This is a genomic window from Jatrophihabitans cynanchi (genome assembly GCF_027247405.1).
GTDB classification, from domain to species: Bacteria; Actinomycetota; Actinomycetes; order Mycobacteriales; family Jatrophihabitantaceae; genus Jatrophihabitans_B; species Jatrophihabitans_B cynanchi.
This window is the reverse complement of the sequence record NZ_CP097463.1, coordinates 2,616,327-2,633,193: the sequence shown is the minus strand read 5'-3', so window position 1 is coordinate 2,633,193 and position 16,867 is coordinate 2,616,327. Positions and strand designations below refer to the sequence as shown.

General features: G+C 71.6%; 16 protein-coding genes and 2 pseudogenes. 12 read left to right on the top strand and 6 right to left on the bottom strand.

Going from position 1 to position 16,867, the window contains the following annotated elements:
- Window positions 1-3: 3 nt before the first annotated feature.
- The 7 genes from M6B22_RS12785 to M6B22_RS12755 all read left to right on the top strand — a co-directional run bounded on the left by M6B22_RS12785 (window position 4) and on the right by M6B22_RS12755 (window position 7,359).
- Window positions 4-765, top strand: coding sequence for a flagellar biosynthetic protein FliR (locus M6B22_RS12785; protein ID WP_269441938.1), 762 nt, complete (start codon window positions 4-6; stop codon window positions 763-765).
- A gap of 25 nt (window positions 766-790) precedes the next feature.
- The gene (locus M6B22_RS12780) at window positions 791-1,894 is read left to right on the top strand and encodes an EscU/YscU/HrcU family type III secretion system export apparatus switch protein (RefSeq protein WP_269441937.1); all 1,104 of its coding nucleotides are present in this window, start codon (window positions 791-793) and stop codon (window positions 1,892-1,894) included.
- 154 nt (window positions 1,895-2,048) lie between these two features.
- Window positions 2,049-4,091 (top strand): flagellar biosynthesis protein FlhA, encoded by a 2,043-nt coding sequence (locus M6B22_RS12775; RefSeq protein WP_269441936.1) that lies wholly within the window; start codon window positions 2,049-2,051, stop codon window positions 4,089-4,091.
- A complete protein-coding gene (locus M6B22_RS12770; RefSeq protein WP_269441935.1) occupies window positions 4,066-5,394 on the top strand; it encodes a hypothetical protein in 1,329 nt (442 codons plus the stop codon). The genes M6B22_RS12775 and M6B22_RS12770 overlap by 26 nt, the downstream gene beginning before the upstream one ends.
- Window positions 5,394-5,609 carry a hypothetical protein gene (locus M6B22_RS12765; protein ID WP_269441934.1) on the top strand — a complete coding sequence of 72 codons (216 nt, stop codon included), beginning with the start codon at window positions 5,394-5,396 and terminating at the stop codon, window positions 5,607-5,609. Before M6B22_RS12770 ends, M6B22_RS12765 begins: the two co-directional genes overlap by 1 nt.
- A gap of 57 nt (window positions 5,610-5,666) precedes the next feature.
- On the top strand, window positions 5,667-6,689 hold the full coding sequence (locus M6B22_RS12760; protein ID WP_269441933.1) for an NAD-dependent epimerase/dehydratase family protein: 1,023 nt from the start codon (window positions 5,667-5,669) through the stop codon (window positions 6,687-6,689).
- A gap of 43 nt (window positions 6,690-6,732) precedes the next feature.
- Window positions 6,733-7,359: a DedA family protein gene (locus M6B22_RS12755; protein WP_269441932.1), complete on the top strand. Its 627-nt coding sequence runs from the start codon at window positions 6,733-6,735 to the stop codon at window positions 7,357-7,359.
- A 15-nt stretch (window positions 7,360-7,374) separates the two neighbouring features.
- Here M6B22_RS12755 and M6B22_RS12750 read toward each other — a convergent pair whose 3' ends face one another.
- Window positions 7,375-7,653 carry a hypothetical protein gene (locus M6B22_RS12750; RefSeq protein WP_269441931.1) on the bottom strand — a complete coding sequence of 93 codons (279 nt, stop codon included), beginning with the start codon at window positions 7,651-7,653 and terminating at the stop codon, window positions 7,375-7,377.
- Window positions 7,654-7,731: 78 nt separating this feature from the next.
- Between M6B22_RS12750 and M6B22_RS12745 the strand changes: the two genes are divergently transcribed.
- From M6B22_RS12745 to M6B22_RS12730, 4 genes are all read left to right on the top strand, one after another.
- The gene (locus M6B22_RS12745) at window positions 7,732-9,435 is read left to right on the top strand and encodes a ribonuclease J (protein ID WP_269441930.1); all 1,704 of its coding nucleotides are present in this window, start codon (window positions 7,732-7,734) and stop codon (window positions 9,433-9,435) included.
- 76 nt (window positions 9,436-9,511) lie between these two features.
- Window positions 9,512-11,137, top strand: a complete 1,626-nt coding sequence (locus M6B22_RS12740; protein ID WP_269441929.1) for a methyl-accepting chemotaxis protein — start codon at window positions 9,512-9,514, stop codon at window positions 11,135-11,137.
- Between the two features lie 29 nt (window positions 11,138-11,166).
- Window positions 11,167-12,036 (top strand): type I methionyl aminopeptidase, encoded by an 870-nt coding sequence (gene map / locus M6B22_RS12735; protein WP_269441928.1) that lies wholly within the window; start codon window positions 11,167-11,169, stop codon window positions 12,034-12,036.
- 183 nt (window positions 12,037-12,219) lie between these two features.
- Complete coding sequence (locus M6B22_RS12730) at window positions 12,220-13,425, top strand: ATP-binding protein (RefSeq protein WP_269441927.1); 1,206 nt, start codon at window positions 12,220-12,222, stop codon at window positions 13,423-13,425.
- A gap of 35 nt (window positions 13,426-13,460) precedes the next feature.
- On the opposite strand, the pseudogene M6B22_RS22220 reads toward M6B22_RS12730, so the two are convergent.
- Window positions 13,461-13,568 (bottom strand): annotated as a pseudogene (locus M6B22_RS22220) (carbohydrate ABC transporter permease); the annotation flags it as partial.
- A gap of 9 nt (window positions 13,569-13,577) precedes the next feature.
- On the opposite strand from M6B22_RS22220, the pseudogene M6B22_RS12725 reads away from it, so the two are divergent.
- Window positions 13,578-13,802: pseudogene (locus M6B22_RS12725) on the top strand (substrate-binding domain-containing protein); the annotation flags it as partial.
- 49 nt (window positions 13,803-13,851) lie between these two features.
- Here the strand turns inward: M6B22_RS12725 and M6B22_RS12720 are convergent.
- The 4 genes from M6B22_RS12720 to M6B22_RS12705 form a co-directional block, all read right to left on the bottom strand.
- Window positions 13,852-14,532: a hypothetical protein gene (locus M6B22_RS12720; RefSeq protein ID WP_269441925.1), complete on the bottom strand. Its 681-nt coding sequence runs from the start codon at window positions 14,530-14,532 to the stop codon at window positions 13,852-13,854.
- A 22-nt stretch (window positions 14,533-14,554) separates the two neighbouring features.
- Window positions 14,555-15,196 carry a TrmH family RNA methyltransferase gene (locus M6B22_RS12715; protein WP_407935698.1) on the bottom strand — a complete coding sequence of 214 codons (642 nt, stop codon included), beginning with the start codon at window positions 15,194-15,196 and terminating at the stop codon, window positions 14,555-14,557.
- Window positions 15,193-15,720 (bottom strand): orotate phosphoribosyltransferase, encoded by a 528-nt coding sequence (gene pyrE / locus M6B22_RS12710; RefSeq protein WP_269441923.1) that lies wholly within the window; start codon window positions 15,718-15,720, stop codon window positions 15,193-15,195. Before pyrE ends, M6B22_RS12715 begins: the two co-directional genes overlap by 4 nt.
- A gap of 130 nt (window positions 15,721-15,850) precedes the next feature.
- A complete protein-coding gene (locus M6B22_RS12705) occupies window positions 15,851-16,750 on the bottom strand; it encodes a hypothetical protein (protein ID WP_269441922.1) in 900 nt (299 codons plus the stop codon).
- Window positions 16,751-16,867 lie beyond the last annotated feature (117 nt).

Here is a 16,867-nt window from a genome sequence, read left to right as displayed (position 1 = left end):
TCCATGCAGTTCGACGTCCAGGCCGCCACGCTGGTCACGCTGCTGCTGGTCAGCGCGCGGATCCTGGCGTGGATGCTCATCGCGCCGCCGATCGCGACCGGCGGCGTGCCGCTGCCGGTGAAGACGATCCTGTCGGTCGGTCTGGCGCTGGCGATGGTGCCCCAGGCGCGCGCGCACGCGCCGGCCGCGGAGGTCGTCCCGATGGCGGGCGCGCTGCTGGAGCAGGTCCTGATCGGTGCCGCGCTCGGGTTCCTCACCCGGCTGCTGTTCACCGCGGTCGAGGCGGCGGGCGGGATGCTCGACCTGTTCGGCGGGTTCTCGCTCTCAGCCGCGTACGAGCCGCTGATGACCACCACCACCTCGGTCTACGGGCGCTTCTACGGCCTGCTGTGCACCACGCTGATCTTCGCCACCAACGCGCACCTGCTGATCTTCCAAGGCTTCCTGCGGACCTTCGCGGCAATCCCGCTCGACGGCACGCTGTCGCTCGGACGGCTGTCCGAGATGCTCACGCACGTCGTCACCGAGATGTTCGTGTCGGCGCTGCAGATCGCCGGCCCGCTGATCGTCGTGCTGTTCATCGCCGACATCGCGCTCGGCGTGCTCAACCGCATCGCCCCCCAGCTCAATGCGTTCTCGATGAGCTTCCCCGTCAAGATCGGGCTGACGCTGCTGCTCGTCGGGCTGGGCTTCACGCTGATGCCCGGCACGGTCATCCAGATCGCGCACCGCGCCAACGACGTCGTGTCGGCGGTGACGGGATGACGCGCCCGATGACCCGGGGCAGGACATGAGCGGCGGCGGCAGCGGCGGCGACCGCACCGAGAAGGCCACCCCGAAGCGGCGCAAGAAGGCCAGGCACGACGGGCAGATCGGCAACACCCCCGAGGTCGGCGCCTGGCTGGGCATGCTCGCCGCCTCGTTCGTGGTGCCGCACGTCGCGTCCTCGCTGATGGACGCCGCGACCGAGGCACTGGTGCGCGTCGGCGCGGTGATCCACACCCCGGACACCGGCGAGGCGATCTCGGTGGCCAGCGACGCGATGTCCCAGGCGTTTCACGCGGTGCTGCCGATGATCCTGCTGATCGCCCTGGTCGGCGTCGCCTCGGCGGTGGCGCAGGGTGGATTCTGGTTCGCGCCCAAGCTGCTCAAGCCGCAGTTCAAACGGCTGAACCCGCTGTCCGGCATCAAGCGCATGTTCGGCCCGCACGGGGCGTGGGCGCTGGTCAAGGCGCTGCTGAAGACGACCGCCCTGGGCGTGGTCGTGTACGTGTCGGTGCGTCGTCTCGTCCCGACCGTCTACGGCTCCGGATCGCTGCCGTTGTCGGCGTTGATGCAGATCTGCGTGTCCACCGCGCTGAACGTGCTGCGCTACGCCGCCGTCGCGGGCCTGGTCATGGCCGGCGCCGACTACGCGGTCGTGCGGCGCCGCAACAACAAGCAGTTGAAGATGACCAAGCAGGAGATCAAGGACGAGTACAAGAGTGCCGAGGGCGACCCGCACGTGCGCGGGATGCGCCGGGCCCGCGCACTGGCCATGGCCCGCAACCGGATGATGGCCGATGTCCCCACCGCCGACGTCGTCGTGGTCAACCCGACGCACGTGGCGGTGGCACTGAGGTACGACCCGGCGCGCGGCGCCCCCCGCGTGGTGGCCAAGGGCGCCGACCAGGTGGCCGCCCGGATCAGGGCGCTGGCCGAGCAGCACCGGGTGCCGATGGTGCGCGACATCCCGCTGGCCCGGACTCTGCACAAGTCGTGCGAGATCGGCCAGGAGATCCCCCCGGACCTGTACAAGGCCGTGGCCACCGTCCTCGCCTTCATCATGACGCTGAAGAAGCGGGGCTCGGCCGCCGGCACGCACGTCGTCCGCACCCTCGCGATGGCCCGCTGAGCCGGCGCCCGTCGCGGCGGCATGCCGAGCAGGACAGTACTGCTCAAGTCCACGCGACCCTTGCCGATGGACAGGCTGCCAGGACGGCACTCAGTACAGGGTCGGATGCCCGCGAGCAACGCGTACGCGTCCGATTTCCTGACCGAGGGGTGCCGTGAAGACAGGCAGGCTCAGCCAACTGGCCGTGCCCATCGGCGTCGTCGCGATCGTCGTGATGCTCGTGGTGCCGATGCCTGCGGCGCTGCTCGACCTGCTGATCGCGGCGAACATCACCGGCGCCGTGCTCGTGGTGCTCGTCTCCATGTACGTCAAGCGCCCGCTCGATTTCTCCAGCTTCCCGTCGCTGCTCCTGGTCGCCACGCTGTTCCGGCTCGCCCTGAACATCAGCGCCACCCGGCTCGTGCTCACCGACGGCTTCGCGGGCAACGTCATCTCGGCGTTCGGCCACTTCGTCATCGGCGGTTCGCTGGTGATCGGACTGGTGATCTTCGCGATCTTGCTGGTCATCCAGTTCATCGTCATCACCAACGGTGCCGGGCGCGTCGCGGAAGTGGGCGCCCGGTTCACCCTGGACGCGATGCCCGGCAAGCAGATGGCGATCGACGCCGACCTGAACGCGGGGCTGATCGACGAGAAGTCTGCCCGCAAGCGGCGCGCCGAGATCGCCTCGGAAGCCGACTTCTACGGCGCGATGGACGGCGCGACGCGGTTCGTGAAGGGCGACGCGATCGCGGCCATCATCATCACGTTCATCAACCTGATCGGCGGCTTCGCGATCGGGATGACCACCCACCACCTGACGCTGAGCCAGGCGCTGTCGACGTACAGCCTGCTCAGCGTCGGCGACGGCCTGGTCAGCCAGATCCCGGCGCTGCTGCTGTCGGTGTCGACCGGCCTGATCGTGACCCGCTCCAGCGACTCCGACGACATGGGCACGGTCGTGGCCCGCCAGCTCGGCGGGCAACGCCGGGCGGTGCGCATCGCCGGCGGTGCCGCGCTGCTGCTGTGCGTCGTCCCCGGCCTGCCCAAGCTGCCGTTCCTGCTCGTCGGCGGCGGGCTGATGTTCATGGCCAGCCGGCTGCCGAAGCCGACCGATGCCGAGGAGGCCGTCGCCGAGGAGGCCACCGACGCCGCAGCACCGAACGCCGAGGAGAGCCTGCTCAGCGAGCTGGCCGTCGACCCGCTCGAGCTGGTGCTCTCGGCCGACCTCGTCCCGCTCGTCGACGGCCCCGGCGCCGACCTGCTCGACCGGGTTCGCGCGCTGCGCCGCACGCTGGCCGCCGAGCTCGGCGTGGTCATGCCGCCCGTCCGCACCCGCGACAGCGTCACGCTGCCGCACTCGACCTACGCGATCAACATCAACGCCGTCGAGCTGGCCCGCGGCCAGGCGCCGGCCGGCATGGTCCTCGCGATCGGCGACGGCCTGGACGGTCTGCCCGGCAAACCGGCCCGCGAACCGGTGTTCGGCCTCGCCGGCAAGTGGCTGCCGATCGAGCTGCGCGGCCAGGCCGAGCTGCTCGGCGCCACCGTCGTCGACCGCTCGTCGCTGATCATCACGCACCTGTCCGAGATCGTCCGCCAGCACGCGAGCCGGCTGCTCGGCCGCGAGGAGGTCGCCGCGGCCACCCGTGCGCTCAAGCGTTCGCACCCGGTGGTCGTCGAGGACCTCACGCCCGCGCTGCTGTCGCTCGGCGAGATCCAGCGGGTGCTGCACGCGTTGCTGGACGAGGGCGTGTCGATCCGCGACCTCGTCCGCATCTACGAAGCGCTGTCCGTGGCCGCGAAGGGCGGCACCGACCCGGACCGCCTCGTCGAGGCCGCCCGCGGCGCGCTCGCCCCGGCGATCACCGCCTCGCTGGCGACCGAGGGCCAGCTGGACGCGCTCACCGTCGAGCCGCGGATGCAGCAGGCGATGCTCGAGGCGGTGCGTCCCGGCGACGGCGGCGCGCAGCTCGTGCTCGACCCCGGCATGGCCGAGGCCCTGATCAACGCGATCGCCGAGCGCTACAGCGAGGAGTCCGCGCGCGGCACCAAACCGGTCCTGGTCTGCGCCGCGCAGATCCGCATGCCCCTGCGGCGGCTGGTGCGCCTGTCGGTGCCCGCGCTGCCCGTCCTGTCCTATACCGAGCTGTCCGCCGGCTCGGTCGCCGTCAACGCGATTGGGATGATCGATGACGTCCGCAACCTTGTACCGTGAGGGCCCCGACCTCGACGCCCTGCTGGCCGACCTCGACGCCGAGCACCCGGGCCAGGTACATGTCGTCGAGGTGACGCACGCGCGCGACGGGGGTGTGCTCGGCTTCTTTGCCCGCCCGCTCGTCGGCGTGCACTACGAACTCCTGGACGCGCCAGCACCGTACGAGCGGGCACGCACCGACGTCCCGGCAACGCACCCGGACGGATTCGCCGACCCGGGCAACCTGGCCGGTGACCCGCTCGCCGCCCTGATCGACGCGGCCGACTCGGCCGACCGCACCGGTACCGTCGCACCCGTCGCCGGCGCCCCCGCGCCGGCCGCCAGGACCGCGGCTTCGGCTCGGCTGGAGGGCCCGAACGCCGAGTTCGCCCAGCTGCTGCTGGACATGGCCGCACAGAAGACGGCCGAGCGGGCGGTGCCACAGCCGGCACGGCCCGCGGCCCAGCAGGTCCAGTCCCAGCCGCAGCAGGTCCAGTTCCCGGTCCGGCACCAGGTGCCGGCCTGGGCTCCGTCGCAGGCGGCCAAGACCGAACAGGCGTCGGCCGACCCGGCGGCGGCCGAGTTCCGCCCCAGCTTCGAACCGATCCCCGAGCCGATCGCGGCCGCCGGCCGCACAGCTCCGACGGCTGTTCCCGCGCCCGCTCCTGCGGCTCCCGCCGTGCCGGCCGCCGCCTCCGATCTCGGGCTGCGCCGCGACCTCACCGAGATCGGCGTGCCCGTCGACTGGGTGCCGGCCGGCGCCGCACATCGCTACGCGGCAGTCGAGGAACTCGTCACCCGGCTGCCGCAGGCGCCCACGCTGCCCGCGGCACCCGGGCGCATCATCGCCGTCGTCGGGCCGGCGCACGCGATCGTGCATGCGGCCGGGTCCATCGCGGCGCAACTGCGGCTGAGTGCCGACGAGGTGTGGACGGCGGGCTGCGCCGGACCACACGAGGTCGCCGACCCGTGGCAGGCCTCCATCGTCGCCGCGGCCCACCGCCTCACCGGCACCCGTCCGGCCGTCATCGCAATCGCGAACGATGCGCACGACGCCGGGTGGGCCCAGGACGTCATCGCGGCACTCACGCCGGACGCCGTGCTGCTGCACGTGGACGCGACCCGCAAGCCGGCCGACACGCGCGCGCTGAGCGCCGGGTTCCGGACCGTGGATGCGCTCGTGGTCGACAACGCCGCGCTGACCGCCAGCCCCGCGTCCGTCTGGCAACTCGGCGTCCCGGTCGCCCTGCTCGACGGCGCCGTCCCGACCCGCTCGAGCTGGGCCGTGCTGCTGCTGGACAAGCTCGCCGGACTGGCACGCTGATGTTCCGCGGCTCGGTGCTGCTGTGCGCGCTGCTGTTCGCCGCGCCCACGATGTGGCAGGCGTTGGTCGACCAGACGATCTCGGTCGAGACCGCCCTGGTCCGGTTCCTGATCGCCGTCCCGGTCGCCGCGATCCTGCTCGGCCTGGTGCGCTCGGCGATGGACAAGCCGTCGACCGATCGCACGCCCCCGCGCGAGCAGCGTCCCGAAAGGTAGTCAGCGCTCGGCGAACGGATCTCGACGGGCGCCTCCGGACGTGATCGGCTCGGCGCCATGGATATCTTGGTGCTGGGCGGCACGGTCTTCCTCGGCCGCGCCGTCGTGTCGACCGCGCTGGCCCAGGGAGCCCGCGTAGCCGTGTTCAACCGTGGCCGCTCCGGCGTCGCCCCGGACGGCGTCGAGCAGATCACCGGCGACCGCACCGCGGCCGCCGACCTGGCCCAGCTCGCCGGCCGCAGCTTCGACGTCGTCGTGGACACCAGCGGCTACGAGCCGGCGGACGTCGCCCGCAGCGCCGGACTGCTCGCCGCGCGCTGCGGCCATTACGCGTTCGTGTCCACCATCAACGTCTTCCCGGGCTGGCCGGACGAGGCCGACTACCAGCGCCTCGGCACCCACGCCGGTGACCCGGATGCGACGGCCGGCGACGTGCCCGCGGGCCTGGACCCCGGTGCCGCGTACGGCTGGCTCAAGGCCGGCTGCGAGCTGGCCGCGGCGCGTGCCTTCGGTGCCGGCCGCAGCACGGCGCTGCGCGCGGGGTGCATCGTCGGCCCGGACGACTCGCAGGTGGGGCGGCTGCCGTGGTGGATCGACCGGGTCGCGCGCGGCGGTGAGGTCCTGGTGCCCGGCGCTCCGGACGACGCGATCGCGCTGATCGATGCGCGCGATCTCGCCGCGTTCGCGCTGGCCGCGGTGCCGGGCACGTTCGAGACCGGCGGACCGAGTGGGCGCGACACCCGCGCCGACCTGATGGCGGCCTGCCGCCGGATCACCGGCTCGGACGCGGGCTTCACCTATGTCGGCGACGCCTGGCCGGTGGAGCAGGGCGTCACGCCGTGGACCGAACTGCCGCTGTGGGCACCGGGCGCGCGTGGGCTGTTCACGCACGACACCGCGGCCGCCGAAGCCGCCGGGCTGAGCTGGCGCCCGCTCGCGGACACGGTGGCCGACACCTGGGCCTGGCAGCGTTCGCTCGACTGGACGGCCGGCCCGCGCACCCCGGGCCTGGCCGCGGACCGCGAGTCCGAACTGCTGACCGCCTGGCACGCTTCGGTGCCGAGCACTCCGGCTGGCTGAGGACGAGCCCGGCCGGCTCACGTCGCGTCCGTAGACTCGCCGCGTGCTCCTCGCGAACCCGATCAGCCCGGACAACCTGCTCGGCAGCTCCGCGCTGCTGGTCGTCACCGTGATCCTGTTCGCCGAGTGCGGCCTGCTGATCGGCTTCTTCCTGCCCGGCGACACGCTGCTGTTCGCTGCCGGCATCGCGATCGCCACCGGCAAGATCCACACCTCGCTCGCCGCGTTCCTGGTGCTGGTGCCGATCGGCGCGGTGCTGGGCAACCTGGTCGGCTACTGGATCGGCTACCGCGTGGGGCCGCGTGTCTTCGACCGTCCCGACTCGCGGCTGTTCCGGCCGGAGTACGTGCAGCGCTCGCACGAGTTCTTCGCGCGCTTCGGCTCGTGGACCATCCTGATCGGCCGGTTCGTGCCGATCGTGCGCACGGTCGCCACGGTGATGGCAGGCGTCGGCCGGATGCGCTTCTCGGTGTACGCGCTGTACAGCGTCATCGGCGGGGTGATCTGGGCCGACGGCGTGCTGCTGCTGGGTGAGCGGCTCGGGCACGTCAAGTTCGTCCAGGACCACAAGGGCTACGTCGACTACGCCGTCGTGGTGGTCGTGGTCATCGGCCTGATCCCGGCCGCGATCCACTACGTGCAGAGCCGGCGGCGCACCCCGCCGGACTGAGCGATACCGGTTCGGCTACTTCCCTCGCTCGTGACACGCCTTCACCACGCTGTCCGGCGCATCGAGATGTACGCCGAAGAACGTCATGTTCAGTTCGCACTTGTTCACGTGGTCCTGGATCACCGCGCGCTGTTGCCAGATGAACACACCCAGCGCCACGACGATCACCAGGATGATCACCCGGGCCACCAGCGCGGTGATGATCATGCCGAGGATCAGCCCGATGACCACGATCGCGATCGTGGCGCCGACGCCGATCTTGGTGATGTCACCGGAGTCCAAAGCCGTTGTCATGCAGGTGACCGTAGCGCCTGCACGCCGCGGATCAGGTCAGCCGCTGCCGCCCGCGCCGCGGGTCGATAGCCTCGTGGGGTGACAGCACAGGGCAAGGCACCGGGTGCGCCCGGTCTCAGCGCGCCGCCGAAGCTGCCGGCCGGAGGGCTGCGGATCGTGGCACTCGGCGGCATCAAGGAGATCGGCCGCAACATGACCATGTTCGAGTTCGGCGGCCGATTGCTCGTCGTCGACTGCGGGATGTTGCTCGGCAAGACGAACTCTCCCGGCGTCGACATCACCCTGCCGGACTGGTCGCACTTCGCCGACCGGCTCGGCGACATCGACGCGGTGGTGCTGACGCACGGGCACGAGGATCACATCGGCGCGCTGCCGTACCTGTTGCGCGAGCGCCGCGACATACCGGTGATCGGCTCCCGGCTGACGCTCGCGCTGGTCGCCGCCAAGCTCAACCAGCACCAGATCAAACCCGACCTGCGCCAGGTGCGCGAAGGCGAGCGGACCGGTGTCGGGGCGTGGAACCTGGAGTTCTTCGCCGTCAACCACTCGATCCCGGACGCCCTTGCCGTGGCGATCACCGCCGGCGAGCAGACCGTGCTGCACACCGGTGACTTCAAGATGGACCAGACGCCGCTCGACGGCCGGCTCACCGACCTGCCCGGCTTCTCCCGCCTCGGCGACCAAGGGGTCGACCTGCTCCTTGCCGACTCGACGAACGCGGAGGTGCCCGGCTTCATCCCGTCCGAACGGGACGTGGGCAAGGTCGTCGCCGACGTGATCCACAAGGCACCCGGCCGCATCATCGTGGCCTGCTTCGCCTCGCACGTGCACCGCGTGCAGCAGGTTCTGGACGCCGCGGTCGCGAGTGAACGCCAGGTCGCGCTGGTCGGCCGCTCGATGGTGCGCAACATGCAGATCGCCCGCGAACTGGGGCTGCTGCGGGTGCCGGACGGGGTGCTGATCGACCTCAAGCTGGCCGAGGAGCTGCCGTCCCGCCGGGTCATGCTGATCTCCACCGGCTCGCAGGGTGAGCCGCTGTCGGCGCTGTCGCGGATGGCGAACCGCGAGCACCAGACCGTCCGCATCTCCGCCGACGACACCATCCTGCTCGCATCCTCGCTCATCCCCGGCAACGAGACGTCGGTCGGCCAGGTCATCAACGGGCTGTCCCGGCTCGGCGCGACCGTGGTGCACAAGTCGACGGCGCTGGTGCACGTGTCCGGGCACGCGCCGGCCGGCGAGCTGCGCTACCTGATCAACGCGGTGCGGCCGGCGAACCACATGCCGGTGCACGGTGAGTGGCGGCACCTGCGCGCGCATGCGGCGATCGCGCGCTCGATGGGCATTCCGGACGAGCGGATCATGCTCGCCGAGGACGGCACCGTCGTCGATCTCGTCGACGGGCTGGCCACGATAACCGGAAAGATCCCGGTCGGCTACGTCTACGTCGACGGCCTGGAGGTCGGCGATATCGGCGACGCGACGCTCAAGGACCGGCGCATCCTCGGCGAGGAGGGCTTCCTGTCCATCCTGGTCGCCGTCGACCTGGAGCTGGGGAAGGTCGTGTTCGGGCCGGAGATCACCGCGCGTGGCTTCAGCGACGATCCCGCGGCGCTGGATCCGATCAACGCCGAGCTCGTCGAGCTCGTCGAGAAGGCGCTGGCCGACGGCACGCGCGACTCCGACGCGATCGCGCACCTGGTACGCCGCACCGTCGGCCGCTGGGTGGACCGGGAGTACCGCCGCCGCCCGATGCTGATGCCGATGGTAGTGGAGGTCTGACGCCCCGCGGGGCTCACGTGCGGCTCGTGGCGGCCGATGAGGGATCGATCACCTCGCTACGACCAGGAGCCACCCGGTGGACCGAAACACCCCGCAGCGCCCGCAGGTGCTGTCACTGCGGCACGCCCGCGTCCGCACCAAGCTGGCGCTGATGGCGGGCACCGGCGTTGCCGGCGTGCTCGTCGTGGCGATCCTGGGCACCGCGGGCCTCGGCTCGGTGAACGACAAGGCGCAACAGCTCGCGCGCATCGGCGCCACCCTGCAGCACCTGGACGTGCTGCGCGACATGGAGGGCGACATGCGCGTGAACGTGTACGCCGTCGCGTCCGCCCATGACGCCAAGGCGTTCGACGACGCGATGAGCGCGTCGTCCGACACCGACAACGAGATGGACCGCGCGGTGTCCGCGCTCCGCGCATCGGTGACGGCGAGCCACGACCCCGTGCAGAAGCAGCAGTTCGACGACTTCACCGGCAAGCTCGCCGCGTGGCGCCAGGTGCGTGACCAGCAGGTCGTCGCCGCGGCCAAGGACGGCGACGCCATCCGTGCCGACGCCGCGATCACCGGCCCGCTCGCCGAGGCCGATGACGCGTTCGCCGAACCGCTGGACAAGCTGGCCGACAGGGTCAATGCCGGCGTCGACCCCGCGGCCCGCGCCGCATCGGACACCTATTCCAGCAACCGCACGATCGCGATTCTGGCCCTGATCGTCGGCGCCGCGCTGGCGATCGCCCTGGCAATCGTGGTGGGCCGGTTCATCCTGCGCCCGTTGCGCAAGGTCTCCACGGTGTTGACGCGGATGTCCGCCGGCGACCTGACGGGCCGCGTCGGCGAGGCGTCGCGCGACGAGGTCGGCCAGATGGCTGATGCCCTCGACAATGCGGTCGCGACGATCCGGCAGACGGTGACCGCGCTGGCCGAGAGCGCCGGCACGCTGGCCAGTTCGGCCGAGGAGCTGTCGGTCACCAACCAGCAGATCGCCGACGGCGCCGAGCAGACGTCCGACCGCGCGGCCGTCGTCTCGGCTGCCGCCGAGCGCATCACCGCGAGCGTGTCGACCGTCGCCGGCGGCGCCGAGCAGATGGGCAGCTCCATCCGCGAGATCGCGCAGAACGCGAGCGAGGCGGCCGGGGTGGCCGCCACAGCAGTCGCGTCGGCCGACGCCGCGAACATCACCATGGACAAGCTGCGCGAGTCCAGCAGCGAGATCAGCGCGGTCGTCAAGACGATCACCGCCATCGCCGAGCAGACCAACCTGCTCGCGCTCAACGCCACCATCGAGGCGGCGCGCGCGGGCGAGGCGGGCAAGGGGTTCGCCGTGGTCGCCAACGAGGTCAAGGAGCTCGCCCAGGAGACGGCCCGCGCCACCGAGGACATCGGCCGCCGGGTGGACGCGATCCAGAACGACACCGCCGGGGCGGTCCGCGCGATCACCGAGATCGGCACGATCATCGGCCGGATCAGCGACTACGCCACGACGATCGCCGCGGCCGTCGAGGAGCAGACCGCGACGACGAACGAGATGGCGCGGTCGGTCGCCGACGCCGCGTCCGGATCGGGGCAGATCGCCGACAACATCGGCGGTGTCGCCGATGCGGCGCGCGTGACCACGGCAGGCGCGGAGGACAGCCGCGGCGCCACCGCCGAGCTGGCGCGCATGTCCGCCGAGCTGCGCACCCTGGTGGGTCAGTTCCAGTACTGACCCACGGCCGGGTTGGCACAATGGTCGCCATGCGCACCAGCACGCCGGTAGAGCCAGGGACGATCTCACCACGGCTGCCGGTGCCGGCGGCGATCGCGCGGCCACACTACGTCGGCGCCAAGCCCGGCACGCCGGCCGACTTCGACGACCCGATGGTCAAGGACGCCGACACGATCGCGCGGATGCGCGTCGCCGGCCGAATCGCGGCCGACGCGCTCGTCGAGGTCGGCCGCCACGTCGCTCCCGGTATCACCACCGACGAGCTGGACCGCATCGGCCACGAGTTCATGATCGCGGCCGGCGCCTACCCGTCCACCTTGGGCTACCGGGGGTTTCCCAAGTCGCTGTGCACCAGCGTGAACGAGGTCATCTGCCACGGCATCCCCGACTCCAGACGCCTCGACGACGGTGACGTGGTCAAGGTCGACATCACCGCGTACGTCGGCGGCGTGCACGGCGACACCTGCGCCACGTTCTACGCCGGCGAGGTCGCCGACGAGGTCCGCGACCTCGGCGAGCGCACCCGGGAGGCGATGCTGCGCGGCATCAAGGCGGTGCGCCCCGGACGTCCGGTGAGCGTCATCGGTCGCGTGATCGAGTCCTACGCCCGCCGCTTCGGCTACGGCGTCGTGCGCGACTACACGGGGCACGGGGTCGGGCCGAGCTTTCACACCCGCCCGACGATCCTGCACTACGACGAGCCGACCGCGACGACCCCGCTCGAGCCCGGGATGACCTTCACCATCGAGCCGATGCTCACGCTCGGCGGTGTCGACTGGTACAGCTGGGACGACGACTGGACCATCCTGACCAAGGACGGTTCCTGGGTCGCGCAGTGGGAACATACCCTCGTCGTCACCGACGACGGCGCCGAGATCCTCACCCTGCCGTCCACCTGAGCACCGGTCGAAATCCCTCGCCGGCGTCGGCGATTGGTGATCCCGGGAAGGCGCTCGGCAACCTCGCGTCCAGCAGCGACCTCGAGGGCGAACCGCGCGATCGGGCAGCCGCGCCGCGGCGACACGATCCGGCTTTCTGGCGATGTCTGCCGAATTCGCTAGAGTCCCCGATACAGTCCGATCGTGGACCCGGTGCGCAACCCCTATGCCCCCGGCGCGGGGCAGCGTCCGCCCGAGCTGGCCGGCCGCGACAACGAGCTGGCCGCCTTCGACGTGCTGCTCGAGCGGGTCGCCCGCGCCCGCCCCGAACGCTCGGTCATGCTGACCGGCCTGCGCGGGGTGGGCAAGACGGTGCTGCTGAACGCGATGCGCGGCGCCGCCGTACGGCGCGGTTGGGGCACCGGCAAGCTGGAGGCCCGCCCGGATCAACCGCTGCGGCACCCGCTGGCCGCGGCCCTGCACCTGGCCGTGCGCGAACTCGCCCGGCCGAACCGCGGCGAGGCCGAGCACGTGCTCGGGGTGCTGAAGGCGTTCGCGCAGCGCGAATCGCGCACCGCGTCCGGCAAGGCGCCGAAGCTGCGCGACCGCTGGCAGCCCGGCATCGACGTGCCGGTCGTGACCGGCCGCGCCGACTCCGGCGACATCGAGATCGACCTGGTCGAGCTGTTCACCGACGTGTCCGGGCTCGCCGGCGACACCGGGCACGGCGTGGCGCTGTTCATCGACGAGCTGCAGGACCTGATGCCCGATGACGTGTCGGCGCTGTGCGCCGCATGCCACGAGGTGTCCCAACAGGGGTTGCCGCTCGTCGTGGTCGGCGCCGGGTTGCCGCACCTTCCGGCGGTGCTGTCCGCGTCCAAGTCCTACTCCGAGCGGCTGTTCCGGTACGCGCGCATCGACCGGCTCGATCGCGCCGCCGCCGATGCCGCGCTGCAGCGGCCGGCACAGGAGGAGCACGCCGCGTTCGACGATGCCGCGCTGGACGCGATGTACGCGGCGACCGGAGGCTATCCGTACTTCGTGCAGGCGTACGGCAAGGTGGCGTGGGACGTGGCGCCCCGGTCGCCGATCACCGCCGCCGACATAGCGGTCGCGGTACCCGAGGCGCAGGCCGAGCTCGCGGTGGGTTTCTTCGGCTCGCGGTACGAGCGGGCCACTCCGGCCGAGCGCGAGTACCTGCGGGCGATGGCCGAGGTCGCCGACCCGGATGCGCCCGATCAGCCGGTGGCCACCTCGGCCGTCGCCGAGTCGGTCGGTCGCCCGCCCCAGTCGCTCTCCCCGGCCCGCGACGGGCTGCTGAAGAAAGGCCTGGTGTACTCAGGCCAGCGCGGCAAGATCGCCTTCACGGTGCCGCACTTCGGCTTCTACCTGCGGCAGCAGGAAGTGTAAGGAGCCTGCGGCAGCAGGAGATCTGACCCCCGGCGTTACTTGGTGAAACCGGCGCTCAGCCCGCTGAGCAGCTGCTTGCGGCCCACGATGTACAGCGCCAGGACCGGTACCGCGGTCAGCAGCACGGCCGCCAGCGAGGACGGCCTGGTGGAGGGCGGCGCGTGCCGGAGGACCTCAGCATCGTCGGCTTCGACGACACCGAGGTGGCGCGGGGGGCCTCGCCGCAGCTGACCACGGTCGCGCAGCCCCTGCGCCGGATGGGCGCGGTCGCGCTGCGCACGGCGTTGCGGCTCGCGAACGGCGAGCGGATCGACGCGCACCACGTCGAACTGGCCACCGAGCTCATCGTCCGGAACTCGACCGCCGCCCCGTCCTGAGCACCCTCGCCGGCCGTGCTCGCCTCGCGGCAACGCATCCGTTCCGGAGTCAGGCGCCGCAGGCGCCGGCCGCGGCCTTGGGACCGCAGAAGGTCGAGGAGTTGAAGAACGGCATGGTGATCACGTCGGTGTCCTGATCGAACTCGATCACCGTGGTCTTCTCGGCGAACTGCGGGTCGTTCGACGTGACGATCCGGATGTGCGCGTCCCACTTGCCCATGCCGTTGGCAGTGCCCAGGATCTGGAAGGTCAGCTTGCCGCCGTCGTGGATCTCGTTGTTCTCGATCTTGTCGCACGGCGGCTTCGGGTCGTCGCTGCAGTTCTTGTAGGCGCGGTAGACGATCGTGCCGGCGCCGGACGCGGTGATGGTCAGCGTCCGGCCGTGGCCGCCCCACTCGCCGACGAACGTCGAGATGTCCACTCCCGTCGGGGCGCTGCTGTGGGTCGTGACCGCGCTGGCCGTCGGGGCGCTGCCGCCGGTCGGGGCGCTGCTGGCTGTCGGGAACGCGCTACCGGTGGGGGCCGTCGCCTCCGGCGCCGGTGAGCCGGACGGGAAGTCCTGAGTCGAAGTGGCGGTCGCCGGCTGCCCGCCGCTGCCCGTGCCGTTGGTGGTCGAGGCACATCCAGCGATCAGCGCGGTGACCAGCACGGCCGACGCGACGCCCAGCACCGTATGGGCTGTTCTGGTTGCCGAGCCGTTTCCCGGTTCGGCGAGGTGCGCGATTCGCATGGTTCCCTCCCAGCGCTCGCGACTACGGTAGCGCGGCGTGGGCCCGAATCCAGGCGTGCATCGCGATTCCCGCGGCCACCCCGGCATTGATCGAACGGGTCGAGCCGTACTGGGCGATCGAGCACACCGCGGCGCACGCGGCCCGCGCCTCGTCCGTCAGCCCGACACTCTCCTGCCCGAAGAGCAGAATCACCTTTCGCGGCAAGGCGAACGTCTCGATCGGGACGGAGCCGGGAAGGTTGTCGACGCCGACGATCGGGACGTCGCCGGCGTGTGCGCGCAACTGCGCGATCGTCTCGACGTGCACGACGTGCTGGTAGCGATCGGTGACCATCGCGCCGCGGCGGTTCCAGCGCCGCCGCCCGACGATGACGACCTCGCGGGCCAGGAACGCGTTGGCAGTGCGGACGACCGTGCCGATGTTGCGGTCGTGATGCCAGTTCTCGATCGCGATGCCGAACTCGTGCCGGCGGGTGTCCAGATCGGCGACGATCGCGTCCAGGTGCCAGTAGCGGTAGCGGTCCAGCACGTTGCGCCGGTCACCAGCCGCGAGCAGGTCCGGGTCCAGCCGCGGATCGTCCGGCCAGGGCCGCGGGTGCGGCCCTACCCCGATCCCGGACTCGGCCGGCAGGTCCGGGGTCGCGTCCTGCGGTCCGTCGCTCAGGACAGGCCCAGATCCGCGAGGCTGTAGGCGGCGCGGTACTGCAGCCCGGCGGCCTCGACCGCCGGCCCGGCGCCGCGGTCGACGATCACGGCAACACCCACGACCTCGGCCCCGGCCTCGCGTAGCGCCTCGACCGCCGTGAGCACGCTGCCGCCGGTCGTCGAGGTGTCCTCGACGGCGAGCACGCGCCGGCCGGCGACGTCCGGACCTTCGATCCGGCGCTGCAGCCCGTGCTGCTTCTCGCTCTTGCGCACCACGAACGCGTCCTTGGTGCCGCCGGACGCGTGCAGGATCGCGGTGCCGACCGGGTCCGCGCCGAGGGTCAGGCCGCCGGCGGCGTCGTAGTCCCAGTCGGCGGTCAGCTCGAGCAGCACCCGGCCGACCAGCGGTGCCGCGGTGCGGTGCAGCGCGACCCGGCGCAGGTCGACGTAGTAGTCCGCCTCCTTGCCGGAGGACAGCACCACTTTGCCGTGTACCACGGCCAGGTCCTTGATCAGCTGCAGCAGGTCGTCGCGGTCGCTCACGTCGTGGACCCTATCCAGCCTGTTGACCGTTCCCGCTTCCCCCCTGGTGTGCCGAGAATCCGGCGCTCAATTTCGTCACAGCAGGGGGGAAGCGGGCGAAATGTCGTCACGGCGTGGGGGAAGCGCAGGTTCAGGACGTCTCGGGGGTGCGCCGCGACTTGCTCGCCTTGGCCCGAGTGCGGGCCAGCGCCGCACCCTTGGCGACCGCGTCGGCGTCGGCACGGCCCTTGGCCTTCGCCCGGCCACGCGGCCCGTCGGACGGGCGGATCGCCTCCGCCTCGGCCGCACCAGCCGCGTCCGCCTTCGCGCGCGCAGCGCCGCGGGCACCGAGGCCGCCGCCGCGCGTGGCCGTGCGGGCACCGAGCGCACCGCCGCGCGAGGCGCCCGCGCCGCGCGGCCCGAACAGCGCGCCGAGCCCGGACCGCGCCGGCGCGCCCTCGGGACGGGTCGCCGCCTTGCAGGCGCGGAAGTAGCGCATCGACTCCGGCAGCAGCAGGCAGACGATCAGCGCGATGGAACTGACGCCGATCAGGCTGCGCAGCACCTGCAGCGTGCCCGGGTAGCCCGAGATCGGGAACACCGCGAACGGGCCGTTCGACTGGGCCGTCAGCACCAGCACGATCAGGATCGCCCAGCGCGCTCCGCTGGCCCCGCGGGCGCGGCGCAGGCTGAGGCCGAGGATCACCATCGCGACGCAGATGACCAGCCCCTGTACCAGCAGTCCGGTGCGGTAGTCGGCCAGTTGCTTGACGGCGTCGAAGTTCTTGACCGGCTTCTTGGCCGTGTCGTTCGCGTGCTTCATCAGTTGCAGCAGTTGGCTGGTGAAGCCGCGTGCCGCGAGCGCGTGCGCGAGGGTGAACACGATCTCACCGATCACGGCCGCGGTCGCGAGCTGGATGGTCCGCGGGATCGGCACCGCTGCCGGGCGGTCCGGCTTGTCACTACCACCGGACGGGTTCACCGCAGCACTCGAGGGCTTCTTGGCCATCGAGATCTTCGGCGCGGGCTTGTTCTGCGGTGCATCGCTCACCGGCGCAGTGTACGTGCGCCGGCACCGTGCCCGCGCCCGCCGCCGGGGCGAGCACGGCGCGGGCACGGGCAGGCGCTGCCGTTCGTTGACTAGATTCGACACAACACCGCCGCAATT

Bases quoted from the DNA above. Each gene is read 5' to 3' on its own strand.
- M6B22_RS12785 (WP_269441938.1), top strand. From the start codon at position 4: ATGCAGTTCGACGTCCAGGCCGCCACGCTGGTCACGCTGCTGCTGGTC.
- M6B22_RS12765 (WP_269441934.1), top strand. From the start codon at position 5,394: ATGTTCCGCGGCTCGGTGCTGCTGTGCGCGCTGCTGTTCGCCGCGCCC.
- M6B22_RS12770 (WP_269441935.1), top strand. From the start codon at position 4,066: ATGACGTCCGCAACCTTGTACCGTGAGGGCCCCGACCTCGACGCCCTG.
- M6B22_RS12780 (WP_269441937.1), top strand. From the start codon at position 791: ATGAGCGGCGGCGGCAGCGGCGGCGACCGCACCGAGAAGGCCACCCCG.
- M6B22_RS12720 (WP_269441925.1), bottom strand. From the start codon at position 14,532: ATGCGAATCGCGCACCTCGCCGAACCGGGAAACGGCTCGGCAACCAGA.
- M6B22_RS12760 (WP_269441933.1), top strand. From the start codon at position 5,667: ATGGATATCTTGGTGCTGGGCGGCACGGTCTTCCTCGGCCGCGCCGTC.
- map (WP_269441928.1), top strand. From the start codon at position 11,167: ATGCGCACCAGCACGCCGGTAGAGCCAGGGACGATCTCACCACGGCTG.
- M6B22_RS12750 (WP_269441931.1), bottom strand. From the start codon at position 7,653: ATGACAACGGCTTTGGACTCCGGTGACATCACCAAGATCGGCGTCGGC.